The 20048-nt window shown below is 61.5% G+C and carries 15 protein-coding genes; 11 read left to right on the top strand and 4 right to left on the bottom strand.

Features of this window, described 5'->3' with window-relative positions; all coding sequences use genetic code 11:
• Positions 1–91 precede the first annotated feature (91 nt).
• Positions 92–961, top strand: coding sequence for a formyltetrahydrofolate deformylase (gene purU, locus PQR53_RS32200; RefSeq protein ID WP_408463346.1), 870 nt, complete (start codon positions 92–94; stop codon positions 959–961).
• A 219-nt stretch (positions 962–1180) separates the two neighbouring features.
• On the opposite strand, the gene PQR53_RS32205 is transcribed toward purU, so the two are convergent.
• The 3 genes from PQR53_RS32205 to uvrA all read right to left on the bottom strand — a co-directional run bounded on the left by PQR53_RS32205 (position 1181) and on the right by uvrA (position 6795).
• Complete coding sequence (locus PQR53_RS32205) at positions 1181–2416, bottom strand: PepSY-associated TM helix domain-containing protein (protein ID WP_408463348.1); 1236 nt, start codon at positions 2414–2416, stop codon at positions 1181–1183.
• Between the two features lie 385 nt (positions 2417–2801).
• Positions 2802–3887, bottom strand: coding sequence for an AI-2E family transporter (locus PQR53_RS32210; RefSeq protein WP_408463351.1), 1086 nt, complete (start codon positions 3885–3887; stop codon positions 2802–2804).
• A 34-nt stretch (positions 3888–3921) separates the two neighbouring features.
• Positions 3922–6795, bottom strand: coding sequence for an excinuclease ABC subunit UvrA (gene uvrA, locus PQR53_RS32215; RefSeq protein WP_408463354.1), 2874 nt, complete (start codon positions 6793–6795; stop codon positions 3922–3924).
• 366 nt (positions 6796–7161) lie between these two features.
• Here uvrA and PQR53_RS32220 point away from each other — a divergent pair, with 366 nt between their 5' ends.
• The 9 genes from PQR53_RS32220 to PQR53_RS32260 all read left to right on the top strand — a co-directional run bounded on the left by PQR53_RS32220 (position 7162) and on the right by PQR53_RS32260 (position 16889).
• Complete coding sequence (locus PQR53_RS32220; protein WP_408463356.1) at positions 7162–8349, top strand: MFS transporter; 1188 nt, start codon at positions 7162–7164, stop codon at positions 8347–8349.
• A gap of 123 nt (positions 8350–8472) precedes the next feature.
• Positions 8473–9009, top strand: a complete 537-nt coding sequence (locus tag PQR53_RS32225; protein WP_408463359.1) for a single-stranded DNA-binding protein — start codon at positions 8473–8475, stop codon at positions 9007–9009.
• A 348-nt stretch (positions 9010–9357) separates the two neighbouring features.
• Complete coding sequence (locus PQR53_RS32230) at positions 9358–9858, top strand: MaoC family dehydratase (RefSeq protein ID WP_408463362.1); 501 nt, start codon at positions 9358–9360, stop codon at positions 9856–9858.
• A 175-nt stretch (positions 9859–10033) separates the two neighbouring features.
• On the top strand, positions 10034–11440 hold the full coding sequence (locus tag PQR53_RS32235) for an MFS transporter (RefSeq protein ID WP_408463365.1): 1407 nt from the start codon (positions 10034–10036) through the stop codon (positions 11438–11440).
• 6 nt (positions 11441–11446) lie between these two features.
• The gene (locus PQR53_RS32240) at positions 11447–12874 is read left to right on the top strand and encodes an MmgE/PrpD family protein (protein WP_408463368.1); all 1428 of its coding nucleotides are present in this window, start codon (positions 11447–11449) and stop codon (positions 12872–12874) included.
• Positions 12871–14034, top strand: a complete 1164-nt coding sequence (locus PQR53_RS32245; protein WP_408463371.1) for an acyl-CoA dehydrogenase family protein — start codon at positions 12871–12873, stop codon at positions 14032–14034. The genes PQR53_RS32240 and PQR53_RS32245 overlap by 4 nt, the downstream gene beginning before the upstream one ends.
• Positions 14031–15221, top strand: coding sequence for a CaiB/BaiF CoA transferase family protein (locus PQR53_RS32250; protein ID WP_408463374.1), 1191 nt, complete (start codon positions 14031–14033; stop codon positions 15219–15221). Before PQR53_RS32245 ends, PQR53_RS32250 begins: the two co-directional genes overlap by 4 nt.
• Before the next feature lie 48 nt (positions 15222–15269).
• Positions 15270–16025 carry a GntR family transcriptional regulator gene (locus PQR53_RS32255; RefSeq protein ID WP_408463377.1) on the top strand — a complete coding sequence of 252 codons (756 nt, stop codon included), beginning with the start codon at positions 15270–15272 and terminating at the stop codon, positions 16023–16025.
• A gap of 36 nt (positions 16026–16061) precedes the next feature.
• Positions 16062–16889, top strand: a complete 828-nt coding sequence (locus PQR53_RS32260; protein ID WP_408463380.1) for an HpcH/HpaI aldolase/citrate lyase family protein — start codon at positions 16062–16064, stop codon at positions 16887–16889.
• Here the strand turns inward: PQR53_RS32260 and PQR53_RS32265 are convergent.
• Entirely contained in the window at positions 16879–17679 is an 801-nt protein-coding gene (locus tag PQR53_RS32265) for a bestrophin-like domain (RefSeq protein ID WP_408463383.1), read from the bottom strand. The genes PQR53_RS32260 and PQR53_RS32265 overlap by 11 nt on opposite strands.
• Positions 17680–17989: 310 nt before the next feature.
• On the opposite strand from PQR53_RS32265, the gene PQR53_RS32270 reads away from it, so the two are divergent.
• On the top strand, positions 17990–19633 hold the full coding sequence (locus tag PQR53_RS32270) for a methyl-accepting chemotaxis protein (protein ID WP_408463389.1): 1644 nt from the start codon (positions 17990–17992) through the stop codon (positions 19631–19633).
• The last annotated feature ends 415 nt before the right edge of the window (positions 19634–20048 follow it).

The following is a 20048-nucleotide window of genomic DNA, read 5'->3' on the forward strand; positions in this document are numbered from 1 at the left end:
GACAAACAGCTTGAGTCACGCGCACAGCACGCCACATCGAACAAGACACACCGAACAAACCACGCATTGAAGAAAGGGAGTCACCCAGGTCATGTCGACCGATCACAGCTTTATCCTCAAACTGTCGTGCGCCGACCGGCCCGGCATCGTCCATGCGGTTTCGGGCTTTCTGTTCGAGCGTGGCAGCAATATTCTCGACTCCGCGCAGTTCGGCGACAGCCGCACCGGCGAGTTCTTCATGCGCGTGCATTTCCAGCAGGTGGGCGGCGATCCGGGCCTGGAGGCGTTGCGTAAATCGTTCACGACGCTCGCCGAGCAGTTCGGCATGCGCTGGGAATTGCATGATGCGTCGGTGAAGCCACGCGTCATCATCATGGTGTCGAAGATCGGCCATTGCCTGAACGACCTGCTGTTCCGCTATCGCACCGGTCAACTGGGTATCGAGATTCCGGCGATCATCTCGAACCACAAGGAGTTCTATCAGCTCGCCGCCAGCTACGACATTCCGTTCCATCATTTCCCTCTAATGGGCGGCACGCCCGACGCGAAGGTCGCGCAGGAAGCACGCGTGCTCGAAGTGATCGACGAGCATCAAGCGGATCTGGTGGTGCTCGCGCGCTACATGCAGATTCTGTCGCCGCAGTTGTGCGAATCGCTCGCCGGCCGCGCGATCAATATTCATCATTCGTTCCTGCCGAGCTTCAAGGGCGCGAAGCCGTATTACCAGGCGTTCGATCGCGGCGTTAAGCTGATCGGCGCCACCGCGCACTACGTGACGACGGATCTCGACGAAGGTCCGATCATCGAGCAGGAAGTGGAGCGCGTCGATCACAGCATGACGCCGGAGCAACTGACGGCGATCGGCCGTGACGTCGAATGCGTGACGCTCGCACGTGCGGTGAGGTGGCACGTGGAGCATCGCGTTGTGTTGAACGGCAGCAAGACGGTGGTGTTTCGTTAAGAGAAGTTGATGCGCTGGCGGTGGGGACGGTGGCCCAACCATGGCCGCATGACCCCGCTGCAAGCGTGCGCCGAATCAGTCAGGCAGCGCGGTATTTCTCCATGGCCGCGCAAGCTGATGCAAGCGCGTTTCGAGTGAATGCGGCGCTCTCGTCTCAGATCAGGGCCGCGCAAGCTGCTGTAAGCGCGCTTCGAATGAAAGCCGGCGCTCTCGTCTTGATCAGGACCGCACCGCGGTTCTGCCCGCATCCCGCGTGTTCTGTGCGAGCCGTGCGTTTTGCGCCGAACGGCGGCGTGCATTCAGTTTCTTCAGCCAGATCAGCAATCCCGTTGCGCTCAGCACGGCGACCGCAATCCCCATCGCGCTAACCAGAATCCGCCCGCCGAGACCGAGGATGCGTCCCGAGTGCAGCGGGAATTGCACCTGCATGAAGATATCGCCCACCGTGCCCTTGCCGGGAATCTGCGCGCCGAGTTGCTTGCCGGTGGCGGCGTCCCAATACATCCACGGGTTGCCGAGTCCGATATCGCCGTGATCGTTGCCGGTTGCGTAGAAACCGACGCCATAGGCGTGCAGGAATTCCGCGTAGTAGAGACCGCCCGGTGCCACCTTGAGGTTTTGTGCTTTGCCGGCTTGCTCGGCCAGTTGCACGATGCGCTCGCGGCTCAATACCTGATCGCCTGGCTCAGGCTTACGCAGAATCTCGGGATTGTTGATGGGATCAGGCGTGAGCGTCGAGAACATCGACACGATTGGCCGAACGACCGGCGCCGAGAGATTCATCGACACCGACGTCAGCGCGACGATCACCAGCAAGCCCCAGATCCACACGCCGCCCGAGCGGTGCAGATCGAAGGTGAGCGCATAGCCGCCGCGCGTGAGGCGAAACGCGAACGACTTGCGCCATGCCTTGAAGCTCGGAAACGACAGCCATAGCGCGACGGCGCTATCGAACAGCCACACGATCCCGACGATACCCATCAGCCACGTGCCGATATCGACACCGCCGGTAAACGGCAATTGCAGCGTGTAGTGCAGCTTGTAGACGAACGGAATCAGATTGAGCCGCGCGAGCGAAACGGCGCCCCATTCGCGCCGCCCCTGAACCTCGCCCGTGGCAGGGTCGACGGCAACCTGGTTGAAGTCGAGCGAGTAGGGCTGTTTCGTGGCGGGGTTGGTGCGCGGCAGCACCATCATCTGCAGCGTGTGGCCGGGTTCAGCGTCGAGCGGCAAATACGTTACCTGCAGGCGCGGATCAGCCGCTTCGACGCGACGTGCCAACTCGAGCCCCGACAGTGCCGGGCCGGCGGAGCGCGCTTTGAAGAACGACGGGTTCAGCGCCGCATCGAGTTCGTGATCCCACGCGATGATCGCTCCGGTCAGGCCGGCGACGAACAAAAACAGCGCAATGGCGACACCGAACCAGCGGTGCAGCCGGACGAATTGCTGCCTCATAAGCGAGCCGGCGAAATGCGGCGGGAATTCTGACGGAGGGTCACGGCAAAGACATAGGTGCAAATGGGAATTGTTCTCATCTTAGGGAATCATGCCAGCGACTGCAAGTTTCTCGTAAGCGAGACACGGCGCCGTAGAGTCGAGGCGCCGGCGTTGACGGCCACCTGGTATGGCTTTCAACCAGCAGAGGCAATGGCGAGGCCGGCGCGCCACAATTCGCCGTTACTGGGAATATCAGTACGCGGACTACGTGACGCCGGGCGATCCGCGTACGCTTTCGTTGAACGCGAGCATGATTTTTGAGCATGAAAAAAGCGGCACTTAAATGCCGCTTCAGACTGCCGATCACCCCCACGTTTTCCGGAGCGCGGGGTTTGATTCTTCTTCACACCAGCCGCAGATAAATCAATTCCCGCTTGATGTACGCATAAAAGATCGGCGCCGCGACTACGCCGGGGATGCCGAACGCGGCTTCCATCACGAGCATCGCGATCAGCAGTTCCCAGGCGCGCGCCTCGATCTGACCGCCGACGATGCGTGCGTTCAGGAAGTACTCCAGCTTGTGAATCAGGATCAGGAACACGAGCGACATGATCGCCGCCGGAAAGGTCACCGAGAGTGCCACCGCAACAATGATCGTGTTCGAGATCAGATTGCCGATCACAGGCAGCAAGCCGACGATGAACGTCACCAGCACAAGCGTTTTGGAGAGCGGCAGTGTGTCGTGAAAGATCGGCAGGATGACCAGCAGGAAGATGCCGGTGAAGATCGCATTGATCGCGGAGATCTTGACCTGCGCGAATACGATGCGGCGAAACGCGTCGGCGAAACGGGTCACGCGCGTGACGAACGCTGTGGACAAAGGCAGCCGCTGCATATGCCTCTGCGCCCCGACGGCGATGATCGCGCCGATGATCATGCCGATCAGGATGTGCGTGAAACCGCGCGCAGCAGACTTGCCGCTTTGCTGCAGCATGTTCGCGTGCGTCTGCATGAGCTCGGCCGCCTTCGTCTTCATCTGCTCGGTATCGACCGGCAGATAGTTGGCGACGAATTGTGGAATCCGGCCGCGCGCCTGGTCGATCAACTGCATTGCCTGGTCGAGCAGCTTCTGGACGCTCGGCACGTCGTTTTCGAAATGTTCGATGATGCCAAGCGTCAACCCCGTCAGCGCACCGACAATCACCACCGAGAGGATCACGACCGCGAGCCAGCGCGCGCGCTGACTCGACATATGCCGTTCGATACGCGGCGCGATGGTGTGCACGAGTTGAAACACCAGCAGCCCGGCCAGCAACGCGCCGAGCAACTGCAGTTCGATGACCGCCCACATGCCGAACAGCATCAACACGTAACTGCCGATTTCGACTGCCGACAGCTTTGGCAGGCTCATGTCGCTAGTCAGCCTCACCGGGCGTGGGCGTAGGTCCTGCACTTGCCCGTCGTCGCGCGCCTGATTCCGCTTGGCCATGGCTTATTCCGTCTCCAACCCGTGTTGTGCAGCATTACTTTCTGCTGGCGGTGCGTTTCAGCAGCGGCGCCAGATACTTTCCGGTAAAACTTGCCTTTGACTTCGCGACCTGCTCCGGCGTGCCTTGCGCGATGATCTGGCCGCCGCCGGCACCGCCTTCCGGACCAAGATCGATCACCCAGTCGGCGGTCTTTATTACATCGAGATTATGCTCGATGATCACGACGGTATTACCCTGGTCCCGCAAACGATGAATGACTTCCAGCAGTAAGGCAATATCGTGAAAGTGCAGACCGGTGGTCGGCTCGTCGAGAATGTATAGAGTGCGACCGGTGTCGCGCTTGCTCAGTTCCAAAGATAGTTTGACGCGCTGTGCCTCGCCACCGGAGAGGGTAGTGGCCGACTGGCCCAGCCGGATATAACCCAGACCCACGTCCAGCAAGGTTTTCAGCTTGCGCGCGACGACCGGCACAGGCTTGAAGAACTCGTAGGCGTTCTCCACCGTCATATCGAGCACTTCGCTGATGTTCTTGCCTTTGTACTGCACGTCGAGCGTTTCGCGGTTGTAGCGCTTGCCGTGGCAGACGTCGCAGGGAACGTACACGTCCGGCAAAAAGTGCATCTCCACCTTCAGCACGCCGTCGCCCTGGCAGGATTCGCAGCGGCCGCCCTTCACGTTGAACGAGAAGCGGCCGGCTTCGTAGCCGCGTTCCTTGGCGGCGGGCACGCCCGCGAACAGTTCGCGGATCGGCGTGAACAGCCCGGTGTAAGTGGCCGGATTCGAGCGCGGCGTGCGGCCGATCGGCGACTGGTCGACGTTGATGACCTTGTCGAAGTGCTCCAGACCTTCGATCGATTCGTATGGCGCCGGCTCGGTGGACGACCCATACAGGTGATGCGCGACCGCGTGATACAGCGTGTCGTTGATCAGCGTGGACTTGCCCGAACCGGACACGCCGGTCACGCAGGTCAGCAGGCCGACCGGCAGATCGAGCGAGACGTGCTGAAGATTGTTGCCGAACGCCTCGACGATCCGCAGACGCCGCTCGTCCGGTTCCTTGCGCTCGTCCGGGAATTCGATGTTGCGGGCACCGGACATGTACTGGCCGGTCATCGACGCCGGATTCGCCTGCACCTGTTTGGGTGTGCCTTCGGCGATCACCATTCCGCCATGCTCGCCCGCGCCCGGCCCCATGTCGACCACGTAGTCGGCCATGCGGATCATGTCTTCGTCATGTTCGACGACGATCACCGAGTTGCCCAGGTCGCGCAGATGCTTGAGCGTGGCGATCAGCCGATCGTTGTCGCGTTGATGCAGACCGATCGACGGCTCGTCCAGCACGTACATCACGCCGGTCAAACCCGAACCGATCTGCGAGGCGAGGCGAATCCGCTGCGCTTCACCGCCCGAGAGCGTTTCCGCGCTGCGTTCGAGCGACAGATAATCCAGCCCGACGTTATTCAGGAACATCAGCCGCGCGACGATTTCCTTGACCACCTTGTCGGCGATCTCGCGTTTCGAGCCTTCGAGCCGCAGCGTCTGGAAATAGCCAAGCGCGTCACGCAACGGCCAGCCGCTGATTTCGAAGATGCCGCGCGCGTCGCCGTCCGAGCCGATCCGCACGAAACGGGCTTCCCGACGCAGCCGCGTGCCGGCGCAAGCGGGGCAGGCCTGGTTGTTCTGATACTTGGCGAGTTCTTCGCGCACCGCGACCGAATCGGTCTCGCGGTAACGCCGCTCCAGGTTCGGGATGATCCCTTCGAACACATGCTCGCGCACGGAGGTGCGGCCGCGCTCGTTGATGTAGGAGAACGGGATCTCCTGCTTGCCCGAACCGAACAGCAGAATCTTGCGGACTTTCTCCGGCAGGTCTTCGACGGCCGTGTCGATGTCGAACTCGTAGAACGCCGCGAGACTTTGCAGCATCTGGAAGTAGAACTGGTTGCGCCGGTCCCAGCCCTTCACCGCGCCTGCCGCGAGCGACAGCGACGGATGCGCCACCACCCGCTTCGGATCGAAGAAGGTGATCTGCCCCAGGCCGTCGCATTCCGGGCACGCGCCCATCGGGTTGTTGAACGAGAAGAGGCGCGGCTCCAACTCCTGCAGCGAATACGAGCAGATCGGGCAGGCGAACTTCGAGCTGAACAGATGCTCCTTGTCCGTATCCATTTCCAGCGCGATCGCGCGGCCGTCGGCGAGACGCAGTGCCGTTTCGAACGATTCGGCGAGGCGCTGCTTCATATCGCCGCGGACCTTCAGACGATCGACGACGACGTCGATCGTGTGCTTGTCGTTTTTCTTGAGCTTCGGCAGTGAATCGACTTCATAGATCTTCGCGACGCCTTCGTTCGCGGTGCCGCCGCCCGAGCGCACCCGGAAGCGGATAAAACCCTGCGCCTGCATCTCTTCGAACAGCTCGACGTGCTCGCCCTTGCGGTTCGCCACCACCGGCGCGAGGATCATCAGCCGGGTCTCTTCCGGCAGCGCGAGCGCCGCGTCGACCATCTGCGAGACGCTTTGGGCTTCCAGCGGAATTTCGTGGTCCGGACAGTACGGCGTGCCGACGCGCGCGAACAGCAGCCGCAGATAGTCGTGAATTTCGGTGACGGTGCCGACCGTGGAGCGCGGATTGTGCGAAGTCGCTTTCTGTTCGATCGAGATCGCCGGCGACAGGCCTTCGATCAGATCGACGTCCGGCTTTTCCATCAATTGCAGGAATTGACGGGCGTAAGCGGAAAGACTTTCGACGTAGCGACGCTGTCCTTCCGCATAGAGCGTATCGAACGCCAGCGACGATTTGCCCGAGCCGGACAGGCCCGTAATCACGACGAGCTTGTGACGTGGGAGGTCGAGATTGACGTTCTTCAGGTTGTGGGTGCGAGCCCCACGGATACGGATTTGTTCCACGCGTTATTCCAAGACTTGGCCCGTGACCTGGCGGAAAGAGGAAGAGGCTAAACCTGCTACTATAACGACTTTTCAAGACCGCCGTTACGGCTTCCCGACGACCGAAAGAGGGCGCCAGGCAAGCTGTAAGGCAGCGGTCCTGCGCCGTGGGGAAGAGGTCTAACTGGGGCCGTTTTCCGCGAGTACAAGGCGCCGCGGGTTCCAGGCGAGTGTGCGCAAGACCGCCGGGCCGAATGCCGCGTCAATGTTTCACGCTATCCAGCCGTCCCGTGGCAAGCCGCCTGGTGTTGGCCGTCCTGCGGGGCAGGTCAGCCCGTGGTGTGCCGCCAGTGGTAGGTCGCCCAGCTCATTCAACGAACGTTCCCGATGTCCAATCCGTCTGCTACATCCTCACGCATGAGCGCGCCTGAAATGCGCGCGACCGTGTCGCTTGCCGCCATCTTCGCGCTGCGCATGCTCGGTCTTTTCATGATCATGCCGGTGTTCTCGATCTACGCGAAGACCATCCCCGGCGGCGACAACGTGCTGCTGGTGGGTATCGCGCTCGGCGCGTATGGCGTGACGCAGTCGATGCTGTACATCTTCTACGGCTGGGTTTCCGACAAAATTGGCCGCAAACCGGTCATTGCGACCGGCCTCCTGATCTTCGCGCTCGGCAGCTTCGTCGCGGCAGGCGCGCACGACATGACGTGGATCATCGTCGGCCGGGTGATTCAGGGCATGGGCGCGGTGTCGTCCGCGGTGATCGCGTTTATCGCCGACCTCACCTCCGAAGAGCATCGCACCAAGGCGATGGCGATGGTCGGCGGCAGTATCGGCATTTCGTTCGCGGTGGCGATCGTCGGTGCGCCGATCGTGTTCCAGTGGGTCGGCATGAGCGGCTTGTTCACGCTGGTCGGGATCTTCTCGATTCTGGCGGTCGGCCTCGTGCTGTGGGTCGTGCCTGATGCGCCCAAGCCGGTGCACGTGCGTGCGCCGTTTGCCGAGGTGCTGCATAACGTCGAACTGTTGCGTCTGAACTTTGGTGTGCTCGTGCTGCATGCCACGCAAACGGCATTGTTCCTCGTCGTGCCGCGCATTCTGGAAGCCGGCGGCTTGCCGGTCGCGTCGCACTGGAAAGTGTATTTGCCGGTAATGGGCCTCTCGTTCGTGATGATGGTCCCGGCGATCATCGCCGCCGAAAAGCGCGGGAAAATGAAAATCGTGCTGCTGTCCGCGATCGGTCTTATCCTGATCGGACAGTTGTTGTTGGGCGTCGCACCGCATACGATTCTGAGTGTGGCGGCGATCCTCTTTGTCTACTTTCTCGGCTTCAATATTCTCGAGGCGTCGCAGCCTTCGCTGGTGTCGAAACTGGCGCCGGGCACCCGCAAGGGCGCGGCGGCCGGCGTGTACAACACCACGCAGTCCATCGGTCTTGCGCTGGGCGGCGTGGTCGGCGGCTGGCTATTGAAAGTGGATGGTCAGAGCACCGTGTTCTTTACGTGTTCTGGCCTGGTCTTTTGCTGGCTTATAATCGCCGCACAGATGAAACAGCCACCGCGCAAAGCGTAAAAAGGCTCACTCAGAACTCACCAGGCGGCGGGCTGAGGCGCAGTTCCGGTCTCCGGCTCGCTGGCTTGAGACGTGAATCGTGCATCGCCGTGCCGCCCGCAACGGAATCAACAGGAGAAACTCATGGCATCCGTGAACAAGGTCATTCTCGTCGGCAATCTCGGAGCCGATCCGGAAGTCCGTTATCTTCCGAGCGGCGACGCAGTGGCGAACATCCGCCTTGCTACGACGGATCGGTACAAGGACAAAGCGTCCGGCGAAATGAAGGAAGCAACCGAATGGCACCGCGTGTCGTTCTTCGGCCGGCTTGCTGAAATCGTGTCGGAGTATCTGAAGAAAGGCTCGTCGGTGTACCTGGAAGGGCGCATCCGCACCCGCAAGTGGCAGGCTCAGGACGGCACCGACCGTTATTCGACCGAAATCGTCGCCGAGCAGATGCAAATGCTGGGTGGCCGTGGCGGCGCAATGGGCGGCGGTGGCGATGAGGGCGGTTACAGCCGCGGTGAGCCGTCGGAGCGTAGCGGCGGTGGTGGTGGCGGCCGTGCGGTCTCGGGCGGCGGCGCTTCACGTGGCGGCAGCGGTGGCGGCGGTGGTTCGAGCCGTCCGAGCGCGCCGGCCGGCGGTGGCTTCGATGAAATGGACGACGATATTCCGTTCTGACGCTTGACGTTAGACGTGTGAATGCAAAAAACCCCGCTTTTGAGCGGGGTTTTTTATTGAGCCACGGGCAATTCGCGCGCTTGATTGACGGCGGCAGACGATCCTGTTCACACAGCGCTTCCTTCGATATTTAGCCTATCGGTACGCTACCGGACAGCGTTCCACTGCCGCCGAGGGTAAACCTTCCAGCATGGTCCAGCGTGCCTCGGCGGCATGTTTGCGACGGATTGCGACCCAGCTTCCACAAACCCGTCTTGACTTTCGCCCTTCCGCCGACAATACTCAATCCATACTTTGTACGGACAAAGTAACAAATACGTACAAGTTACCCGAAAACAGGAGACGAGCATGGAATCCGACGTCGCAGTAACCACCCGCATCCGCGCCAGTTATGGCCGCTACCTCGAAGACTTCCACGTAGGCGACATCTACGAACATCGGCCGGGACGCACCATCACCGAAGCTGACAACATCCACTTCTCGCTGCTGACGATGAACTTCCATCCGATGCATTGCGACGCCGCCTACGCGGCCAAAAGCGAGTTCGGCCGCCTGCTCGTCAATAGCGGCCTCACGGTTGCCGTAGTGCTCGGGCTATCGGTGAACGACGTCAGCGGCAAGGCGATCGCCAACCTCGGCTGGAAAGAGATCCGCCTCACCGCGCCGGTGTTTTGCGGCGACACGATCTACGCGGAATCCGAAGTACTCGAAAAGCGCGAATCGAAATCCCGTCCGGGGCAGGGCATCGTCACCGTGCAGACTCGCGCGTTCAAGCAGGACGGCACGGCCATCATGGACTTCGTGCGCAGCGCCCTGGTGCCGACGCGTGGCAACGGCGTAGGCGACTGACTGAGAGACAGGCCTGCACGGCTCGAATCGCTGCAACAACGAGCCGACGACTCACGCAGCCAGACAAAACAAACTGCAGCATCCGGCGCCGACCTGTCAGCAAGAGCAGACGGCGCGCGAATCCCGGCGGCGCTCGAACGACGCGTCGCAATGCGGCAAGCACAAGCAGAGCCGCATGCACACCAAGGAGACAAAGGTGGCTATCGGTATTGTCAATTCAGGCGCGCGACTCGATCGCCTGCCTATCGCGTCCTTCCACTGGAAGGTTTTAGGGCTCATCAGCGCCGGAGCCTTTCTCGACGCCTTCGACATCTATCTCGCAGCCGGTGCACTGGGCGCGATGGTGAAGTCGGGCTTCTCCGATCTGAAGCTGAACGCGCTGTTCATCTCGGTGACCTTTCTCGGCATGCTGATCGGCGCCGGTTTCGCCGGCTATCTGGGCGACCGCTTCGGGCGCCGCTCGTCGTATCAGACCAACCTGCTGATCTTTGGCATCGCGTCGATTGCCGCATGTTTCGTCCCGAGCATGACCTGGCTGATCGCCTTGCGGTTGATCATGGGCATCGGGCTCGGCGCCGAATTGGTGGTGGCAGCCGGCACCTTGTGCGAATTCATTCCGCCTGCTTCACGCGGACGGTGGACCGCGCTGCTCGCGTTCATCATCAATTCCGGCTTGCTGGTGTCGACGGCAGTCGGCTACGTCGTGATCCCGCTTCTCGGCTGGCGTTATATGTTCGCGATTGCGGGCGTCGGCGCGCTCATCGTGTGGGTGTTGCGGCATCGCATGCCTGAATCGCCGCGCTGGCTCGAATCAGTGGGCCGCGCCGAAGAAGCAGAGGCGACGGTCTCCGCGATCGAGCAACAGGTGCAGCGTCAAAAGGGCCCGCTGCCGCCGGTCGATCGCACCGAAAGTCTTGAGGTGCCGAAAGCACCGTTCTCCGCCCTGTTCTCACACGCAATGCTCGGCCGCACGCTGGTCGCCGCCTTGACGGCAGTCGCGGTGAACATTTCGGTGTACGGCTTTGTCGCGTGGCTGCCGACCTTCTTCGTGAAGGAAGGGCTGACCATCGTGCAGTCGCTCGGCTTCACGACGCTGATGGCGTTCGGCGCGCCGGGCGGCGCGGTGATCGGCTTTCTGTGCGCGGACCGCCTCGGCCGCGCGCGAGGTCTCGTGGTCTTCGCGATCGCGACCATCGCGGTCGGCTTCGTCTATCCGAACATGCACGCGGGGTGGGCGATCAGCCTGGTCGGTTTTGTCCTGATCACCTGCATCTACACCGTCGCGACGCTCGGCCTGTTTGCCTACATCCCGGAACTGTTTCCGACCGAGTTGCGCTTGCGCGGTACCGGCACAGCGGGCGTATGCGGACGCGCTGCCTCGATGACGACGCCGTATTTCGCGGTGCTGCTCTACAACTCGTTTGGCGTGTCCGGTGTGCTGGCGATGGTGAGCGGCGTGCTGGCGCTGCTGGTGGTCGGCATTCTGCTGCTGCGCGTCGAGACCAATCAGCATGCGCTCGAGCAAATCTCGCCGAGCCTCGACACCCATTCCGATCCGATGCCCGCTACGCAGCAAGGATAAATCGATATGACTTCACTTAATCCATCCGTCACGCTCTCCGATCAGTACGCGCGTTTCGGTCTGAGTCTGCAATTGCGCGATGTTCCGCGCGCTGTCCAGACGCGCGCCAAGCATCTGATTCTCGACGCTGTCGGCATCGCCATAGCGTCGCGTGGTTATCCGTATGCGGGTGTGTCGCTGGCGGCATTCTCCGAGCTCGGCAGCGGCACCTCGCCCGTGATCGGCTACGGCAGGCGTCTCGCTCTCCGCGATGCCGCAGTGATGAACGGCGTGCTGATTCACGGCCTCGATTTTGACGACACGCATTCACGCGGCGTGATCCATTCGACGACCAGCGCGTTGCCCTGCGTACTTGCGCTCGCCGACCGCGACGACCTGAGCGGCGCGGATCTGCTCAGCGCCTACATCGTCGCGATGGAAGTGTCGACGCGCGTTGCATCCGCCGCGAAGGGCGGCTTCCATCAGGCCGGCTTTCATCCGACGGGCCTCGTCGGCGCGTTCGGGTGCGCGGTCGCGGCGGCGCGTCTGTTGCATCTCGACGAAGCGCGCATGGCGCACGCGCAAGGCATCGTTCTGTCAATGGCCGCCGGCAGCCTCGAATTCCTCGAAGACGGTGCGTGGACCAAGCGCGCTCATCCGGGTTTCGCCGCCGCGTCCGGCATCACCGCCGCGATGCTCGCGAAGCACGGTTTCACCGGCCCGCGTTCGGCCTACGAGGGACGCTTCGGTCTGTACGCCAGCCACCTGGGCAAGCCTCTCGACGAAGCCGATCAACAGCTTGCGACCGAAGGCCTCGGCAGCACATGGCAAATCGACGAAGTCGCGATCAAGCCGCTGCCTGCCTGTCACTTCACGCACGCAGTGGCCGATGCCGCGATCGCGTTGCATCGCGAGCATCGCTTCTCCGCGGATTCGCTCGACTCGATCAAGCGTGTAGTCGCCAAGGTGCCGCGTGCAACGGTCGATGTCGTCTGCGAGCCGCTCGCGCCGAAGCGCAAACCGGTCACCAGCTACGACGCGCAATTCAGCGTGCCGTACATCGTCGCCACCGCGTTACTCAAAGGCCGCTTCACGCTCGACGAACTCGAACCGGCCGCCCTTGCCGATCCCGCCGTGCTGGCGCTGGCCGCACGCGTCGACTACGAAATCGATCCGGACTCGACCTTCCCCCGTCACTACACCGGCGAAGTCGTGGTGGAACGCAGCGACGGCACACGGGTCGCGCATCGCGAAGCAATCAATCGTGGTTGTGCCGACCGCCCCGTGAGCAACGACGACATCGTCACCAAGTTTTACGCGAACGCTCAGCGCACCGTATCCCGAAGCGCTGCTGAACAGATCGCTCAGGCCGTATTGCAGCTCGACGAACGCCCGGCGCGCACATTGGCCGACACGCTCGCCGGATCCACCGAATCTTCAAGGACGTCATCATGACCGCCACCGAACTCGACACGCTGGACAACGATCAACTGATTCTGGACTCATTGGACCGCTTCCTTGAAACCGAAGTGCGGCCCTACGTTCACAAGTTCGATCACGACGACATCTATCCGGAAGAAATCGTCGAGAAGATGAAGGAGATGGGTCTGTTCGGTTGCATCATCGATCCCGAGTACGGCGGCTTGGGTCTGTCGACTCGCACCTACGCGCAGATCATCGCGCGGATCGCACGTGTGTGGATGTCGGTGAGCGGCATCATCAATTCGCATCTGATTCTCGCGATGCTGGTGCAACGCAACGGCACGCCCGAGCAGAAGAGCAAATATTTGCCGAAGTTCGCCACCGGCGAATGGCGCGGCGGTATCGGCCTGACGGAGCCCGACTGCGGCACCGATCTACAGGCGATCCGCACGACCGCCAAACGTGTCGGCGACGAGTACATCGTGAACGGAAACAAAACCTGGATCACCAACAGCAAGCACGGCAACACGCTTGCGCTGCTGGTGAAGACGGACCCCACCGCGCAGCCACGTCATAAGGGAATGAGTCTGCTGCTGGTGCAGAAAGGCCCGGGCTTCGAAGTCAGCCGGCAGCTCGAAAAGCTCGGTTACAAAGGCATCGATACCTGCGAGTTGTCGTTCAACGATTTTCATGTCCCCACCGACGCGCTGATCGGCGGCGTGGAAGGCAAAGGCTTGCAGCAGATACTCGGCGGCCTCGAACTCGGGCGCATCAATGTGGCCGCGCGCGGTGTCGGCATTGCGCAAGCGGCGCTCGAAGAATCGGTCAGCTATTCACAACAACGCAAGACGTTCGGCAAGCCGATCTGTGAGCACCAGGCGATCCAGTTAAAGCTCGGCGAAATGGCGACGCGCACCGAAGCCGGCCGCCTGCTGGTCGACGCCGCCGCGCAAAAGTACGACCGCGGCGAACGCTGCGATATGGAAGCCGGCATGGCGAAATACTTCGCCACCGAAGCCGCGCTGGAAAACAGCATCGAAGCCATGCGCATTCACGGCGCGTACGGTTACTCGAAGGAATACAACGTCGAGCGGCTGTATCGCGATGCGCCGCTACTGGTGATCGGCGAAGGCACCAACGAGATGCAGCGCATCATCATCGCCAAGCAGTTGATCGAACGGAGTCCGGTATGAGTCTGCCCCTTTCCGGCGTGCGTGTGCTCGCCATCGAACAGTACGGCGCAGGGCCGTTCGCGACCCAGCATCTCGCGGACCTCGGTGCGGAGATCATCAAGATCGAGCATCCGGGCAACGGCGGCGACGTGGGCCGCGCGGTCGGCCCATATTTTTTCGGCGAAGGCGATAGTCACTTTTTCGAAGCCTTCAATCGCAACAAGTACAGCTTGACGCTCGATCTGAAGAAGCCCGAAGCGCGTGCAGTGCTGCTGGACCTGGTCGCAAAGAGCGATGCCGTGTTCAACAATCTGCGCGGCGATCTGCCAGTGAAGCTGGGCGTCACCTACGACCAGCTGTGTGAGGCGAATCCGAAGATCGTCTGCGCACATCTATCCGCCTATGGCCGTACCGGCAGCCGCGCAGCGTGGCCCGGCTACGACTATCTGATGCAGGCCGAGGCGGGATATCTGTCGGTGACCGGTGAGCCCGACAGTCCGCCGGCACGTTTCGGCCTGTCGATCATCGATCTGATGACCGGCACGACCGCGGCGATGGCGCTGCTCGCCGGTTTGGTCGATGCGAAGACCTCGGGCAAGGGCCGCGATATCGACGTGAGCCTCTTCGACGTGGCGTTGCATAACCTCGCCTATGTCGCAACGTGGTATCTGAACGGCGGCGTGGTGACGGGACGCGAGAACCGCTCGTCGCATCCTTCGCTCACGCCGAGCCAGTTGTACAAAACGGAGGACGGCTGGATCTTCCTGATGTGCAATAAGGAGAAGTTCTGGGGCGTGCTCGCCGAAGTGGTCGACAAACCGTCATGGGTCACCGATCCGCGTTTCTGCAACTTCCCGGCGCGGCTCGCCAACCGTGAGCTGGTACAGGCCGAACTCGACGCGGTGCTGTCGACCGCGACCACCGCGCAATGGCTCGAGCGTTTCGGTGGCCGCGTGCCGGCCGCGCCGGTGTTCGACGTCAAGGAGGCGCTGGAGAATCCGTTCGTCGCTGAGCGCGAATGCGTGGTGAACGCGGAGCATCCGCGCTTCGGCAAGATTCGCGGTGTGGCGGCGCCGGTGCGGGTCGATGAGCCGCTGCCGATGCGCGCCGCACCGGATATCGGCCAGGATACCCAGCGTCTGCTCGACGAGTTGGGCTATGACGCCGAAAGGATTGCTTTGCTGAGGGAGGCGGGTGTGGTGCAATAAGGCTGGGCGGGTACAACTGCCCGCTCCTTCACTTCATTGCACACCAAGATGGCCACTACGACAGTCCTTGGGCAACAGCCGCGCTACATGCAGCTGGCACAGACGCTCCTCAACGAGATTCAGGACGGGCGGTTTCCCATCGGCGCTTTGCTGCCAACCGAGTTCGAGTTATGCGAGCAGTTCGGCGCGAGCCGGTTCACGGTGCGGCAGGCGATCAAGCAACTGGAGCAACGCGGCCTCGTGGACCGTCGGCCGGGCATCGGGACCCGCGTGAAGGCGACGCAGAGCGAGACCGCGTACCGTCAGGTGATGGAGCGCCTGAGCGATCTGCACCGTTACACCGCGGACACGGAGCTGGAGATTGCCTCGACGCAAACCATCGAGATCGACGATGCGGAACTGCTCGAGCGACTCAACGCGAAGCCGGGCGAAACGTGGCTGCTGGCCGAAGGCATTCGCCGAACGCCCGGCAGCGTCGAGCCGATCTGCCACACCGAGGTGTACATCCACCCGGCGTTTCGATCGCTGACGGGACTGAGCGGCCGGTCTCATGTGCCGATCTACACGCTGATCGAAAAACAGTTCGGCGAGCAGATCACTGAAGTGCAGCAGGAAATCCGCGCGATCGCGATGCCGGCGAAGCTCGCGCAACGTTTGAACGCAAAGGCGCGTTCGCCGGCGCTGTGGTTGTGCCGCCGTTATCTGAACCGGCGTGGGCAACTGGTGGAACTGACGATCAGCGTGCACCCGGCGGATCGCTACAGTTATTCCGAAACGTTTCAACTCGACTGGCACGCGAACTAGGCAGCACCTGGCCGCGTGCTTCTGAAGGAGAGCAACATGGACGCACGCAGCTACCTGTTCGTTCCGGGCGACCGGCCCGAGCGCTTTATGAAGGCGCTCGACGCGGGCGCCGACGCGGTGGTGATCGATCTGGAAGACGCGGTCGCGCCGGCTGCCAAGGAGCATGCGCGTGAGGGCTTGCAGCGCTGGCTCATGACAGCGGACCGTTCGCGTCTGATTGTGCGCGTGAACGCGGTGGGCACGCCGTGGCATGCCGAAGACGTGAGGATGGTGAGCCGCTCCGGCGCGTCGGTCGTGATGGTGCCGAAATCGGATAGCGCCCAGCAACTTGCCGATGTTGCGGCACGGTTGCCGTCGCAGGTAAGAATCGTGGCGCTGATCGAGACCGTTGCGGGCGTGGTGGCGATGCGCGAGATTGCCGCGGTGCCGTCGGTGGCGCGGCTTGCATTTGGGACGGTTGATTTTTGCGGCGACGCCGGGATCGAAGGGCTGGGCGTTGAGCTGGATTACGTGCGCTCGCAAATGGTGATCGAATCGCGGTATGCGGGCCTCGCTGCGCCAATCGACGGCGTGACGTTGGAGCTCGATAACCCCGAGCGGTTGACGGAGCAGGTTGCTACTGCGCGGCGCTTTGGGTTCACCGGAAAGCTTTGTATTCACCCTAAGCAGGTGGCTCCGGTGAATCGCGGGTTCGCGCCAAGCGACGAAGAGCGCAGCTGGGCGGCGCGGGTTTTGACCGCTTGCAACGAGCATCCCGAAGGAGCGTTTGCGGTGGATGGCAAACTGGTTGATAAGCCGATCGTCGATCGCGCCAGGAGAATCTTTGAGTTTGATGCCAGGCAGAACGTAGGCTTCACCGCGTGAGATGCGCCAGCGCATCTCGCATCGGCGAACTGGAAACGACGATCGGTCCGGAAAACGGCGTATCAAGATCGACGATTACATAAATGGCGGAAGCAATCGACACGGCTCCCAGAGAGATAGTCACCCACGCCAACGCATTGCGCGGTGCGATCAATCCGAAGCTGAGAAAAATCATGCACAGCCAGAATGTCAGCGTCATCAGAAAAGGCATGGAAATCGAACTGTGCGCCTCCTCGATGATCCGCCATCGAGCATCCACAGTTCGCTGATATTGCTTCAACGCATCATCGAGCGTGCGCTGTTGTAACGAATCATGCGTCTGCAATTGCCGCAACTGTCTGCCTACCGCAGTCAGCATGTCGCCGAGCTGCACGTTCTCCAACTGCTGCGAGTTGTCCTGCGACCCGATGTTTCTCGGGTAGTCTCCGGCCGGAGCCGGCTCGGTGGGCCATGTCGATGCAATCGCCGCAGCGGTGTACTGGGCCAGCAGGTGCCGCGCCTCGTCCGTACTGCCGCCGTATTGCCGCAAAGTCGTGTCGAACTCGATCAGGTCAGCCGCAAAGCTGCGCAAATCATTCGACTCGGTATCGAAGCTGGCTTTCGCGGACGCCGTCATCAACCCAAGCACCAAAGCGGCGAACGTCACCAGCATGCCAATAACCAGTTGAATGAGTTGTACGGTTTCGTGAGCCTTGTGCTCCTCCGGCAGCAGCGGTCGCACCCACACTCCCAGACCGGCGCCAATCAGCAATAAAGCGAAAACCAGCAGCGCTGAGCCTATTTCCGACATGGAGATGCTCCGTAGACGTGTGTCTCGTCACTTTCTACTGACCGCCGGCCGCCGACCACCCGGGTAGTCCCGCAAAAACGCTTGCATGAGTGGCCGCTGACTTCCGCTCGTATGTTGAGGTATCGCAAACGTATGCGCTCTCAACCATAAAGTTTTCTGTAATCGCGCCGTAGATCATTGGTGTGACTTTCGCCTGAATTCTAAACAAAACAAAGGTTGCGGACCTGCCCGTATGGGCCTGGGCGCAGCACGCGTGGCCGAGGCTGATTTTCTGAGTATTCGGTCAGGCGGCCCAATGGAGACAAGCCCGATGCTGAAGAATCTGTCGATTCGAACCTGCCTTACCTTGATGATTGCGTTTTTCGGCGTGGTGCTGCTGGTCGGCGCCGCCGCCGGGCTGCTGTCGTTGCGTGCGAGCAACGCGTCGCTGCAGCAGATGTACACGGTGGATACGCCGGCGGTCGCCGACCTTGAAGGCAGCGCCGGACAGTTGCTGCGCTTGCGCCTGGCGTTGGCGACCTACGCATCGTTGGTCGACATGAACGATCAGGATGGCGCAAATGCGGTGCTCAAGCGCTTTGATCAGTACCAGAAAGCATCGAACGACCGGCTTGCCCACTATGTGAGCCGCGCGGGCGCCGATGCCGACGAACAGCGCCTGATCAAGGACATGCAGGATAAGCGCGACACCTTCCTGCACGAGGGCGTCGAGCCGGCGCTGGCCGCGCTTAAATCCGGCGACAAGAACGCGTTTGAACAACTGCAGGCACACAAGCTGCCGTCGCTTTATAGCGCGTACGAAAAGGCGATGCTCACGCTCGAGAAACTGCAACTCGATCATGGCCAACAGCGGTATCAGGATGCACAGGATCTGTTTTACGCGATCTGCATTGCGGTGGCGGTGGGTATGGTGGTGTCGCTGCTGGGCTCCCTGGTCGGGCGGGCGGTGATGGTGCGTGCGATTGTCACGCCGGTCGATGCCACCATCGCGCAGTTTCAACGGATTGCCAATGGTGATCTGACCAGCCAGATCGATGTGACGAGCAATAACGAAATGGGGCGTCTTGCGGCGGCGTTGCGCAAGATGCAGGACTCGTTGATTGAGACGGTGAATGCCGTGCGGCATGGCACGGAGTCTATTGATACTGGCGTGAGCGAGATTGCGGCGGGTAATACCGATCTGTCGCAACGGACCGAGGAGCAGGCTGCATCGCTTGAGGAAACGGCGGCGAGTATCGAAGAGCTGACCTCGACGGTCAAGCAGACTGCTGACAATGCGAAGCAGGCGAGTTCGCTGGCACAGGGGGCGTCGAGCCTGGCGGCTCAGGGGGGTGATCTGACCGAGCAGGTGGTGGGTACGATGCATGGCATTGTCGACGACTCGCGGCGGATTGCTGACATTGTCGGCGTGATCGAAGGGATTGCTTTTCAGACCAATATTCTGGCGCTCAATGCGGCGGTTGAGGCCGCGCGCGCGGGTGAGCAGGGGCGTGGGTTTGCTGTGGTGGCGAGTGAAGTGCGGTCGTTGGCGCAGCGAAGCGCTGCTGCGGCCAAGGAGATTAAAGGGTTGATCGATGCATCGACGGCGCGGGTGCAGGCGGGTTCGCAGTTGGTCGAACGGTCAGGGTCGACGATGACCGAGATTGTTGAAGCGATTTCTCGCGTGAGTTCGATTATGGGGGAGATCGCGGCTGCTGCTATCGAGCAGAGTACTGGGATCGATCAGGTGAACCTGGCTGTGGCGCAGATGGATGAGGTGACTCAGCAGAATGCTGCTCTGGTGGAGGAGGCCGCTGCCGCGGCTAGTTCACTGGAAGATCAGGCCAGGAGGCTGACTTCCGCTGTGGCTGTGTTTCAGACGGGAAGTGGTTCTGGTTCTGGTTTTGCCGGGCGGAAAGGGGTGGGTGTGGCTGCGCCGGGGAAGGTTGGGGTGGGTGGGTTTGCGGCAGTTTGATGCTGGTTTTGCTTGTGCGGCGCTTGTTCGTCTGTATGCCTACGGCGTTGGCCTTTCCTTGATCTGGTTTTTTGCCTTTCCTTGATTTGTTATTGGTCTATTAGCGTCGCCCCTGTGCGGGGCGGGCACTTACTTCTCTTTGCCGCCGCAAAGAGAAGTAAGCAAGAGAAAGCGGCTCACACCGCTAGCTCATAAGCGGGTCCCCCGCGCAGCCGCGGTAGTGGTGCATCTGGAATCTGTCTTCTCGCACATTCGGCGTGAGTGACACAGCAGTCATACTTCCGGCAGCGCTGCGCGCGCCGTAGCGGTACTTCATCAACGCCGTCGTACTTTCCGCTCGCTCTCGAACAATAGACGCCCCCAACAAATGCCTTGGCAAGGCTATCGTGCCGAACGCCGAACGCCGAACGCCGAA

Source organism: Paraburkholderia fungorum, from assembly GCF_046027605.1.
GTDB classification, from domain to species: domain Bacteria; phylum Pseudomonadota; class Gammaproteobacteria; order Burkholderiales; family Burkholderiaceae; genus Paraburkholderia; species Paraburkholderia fungorum_F.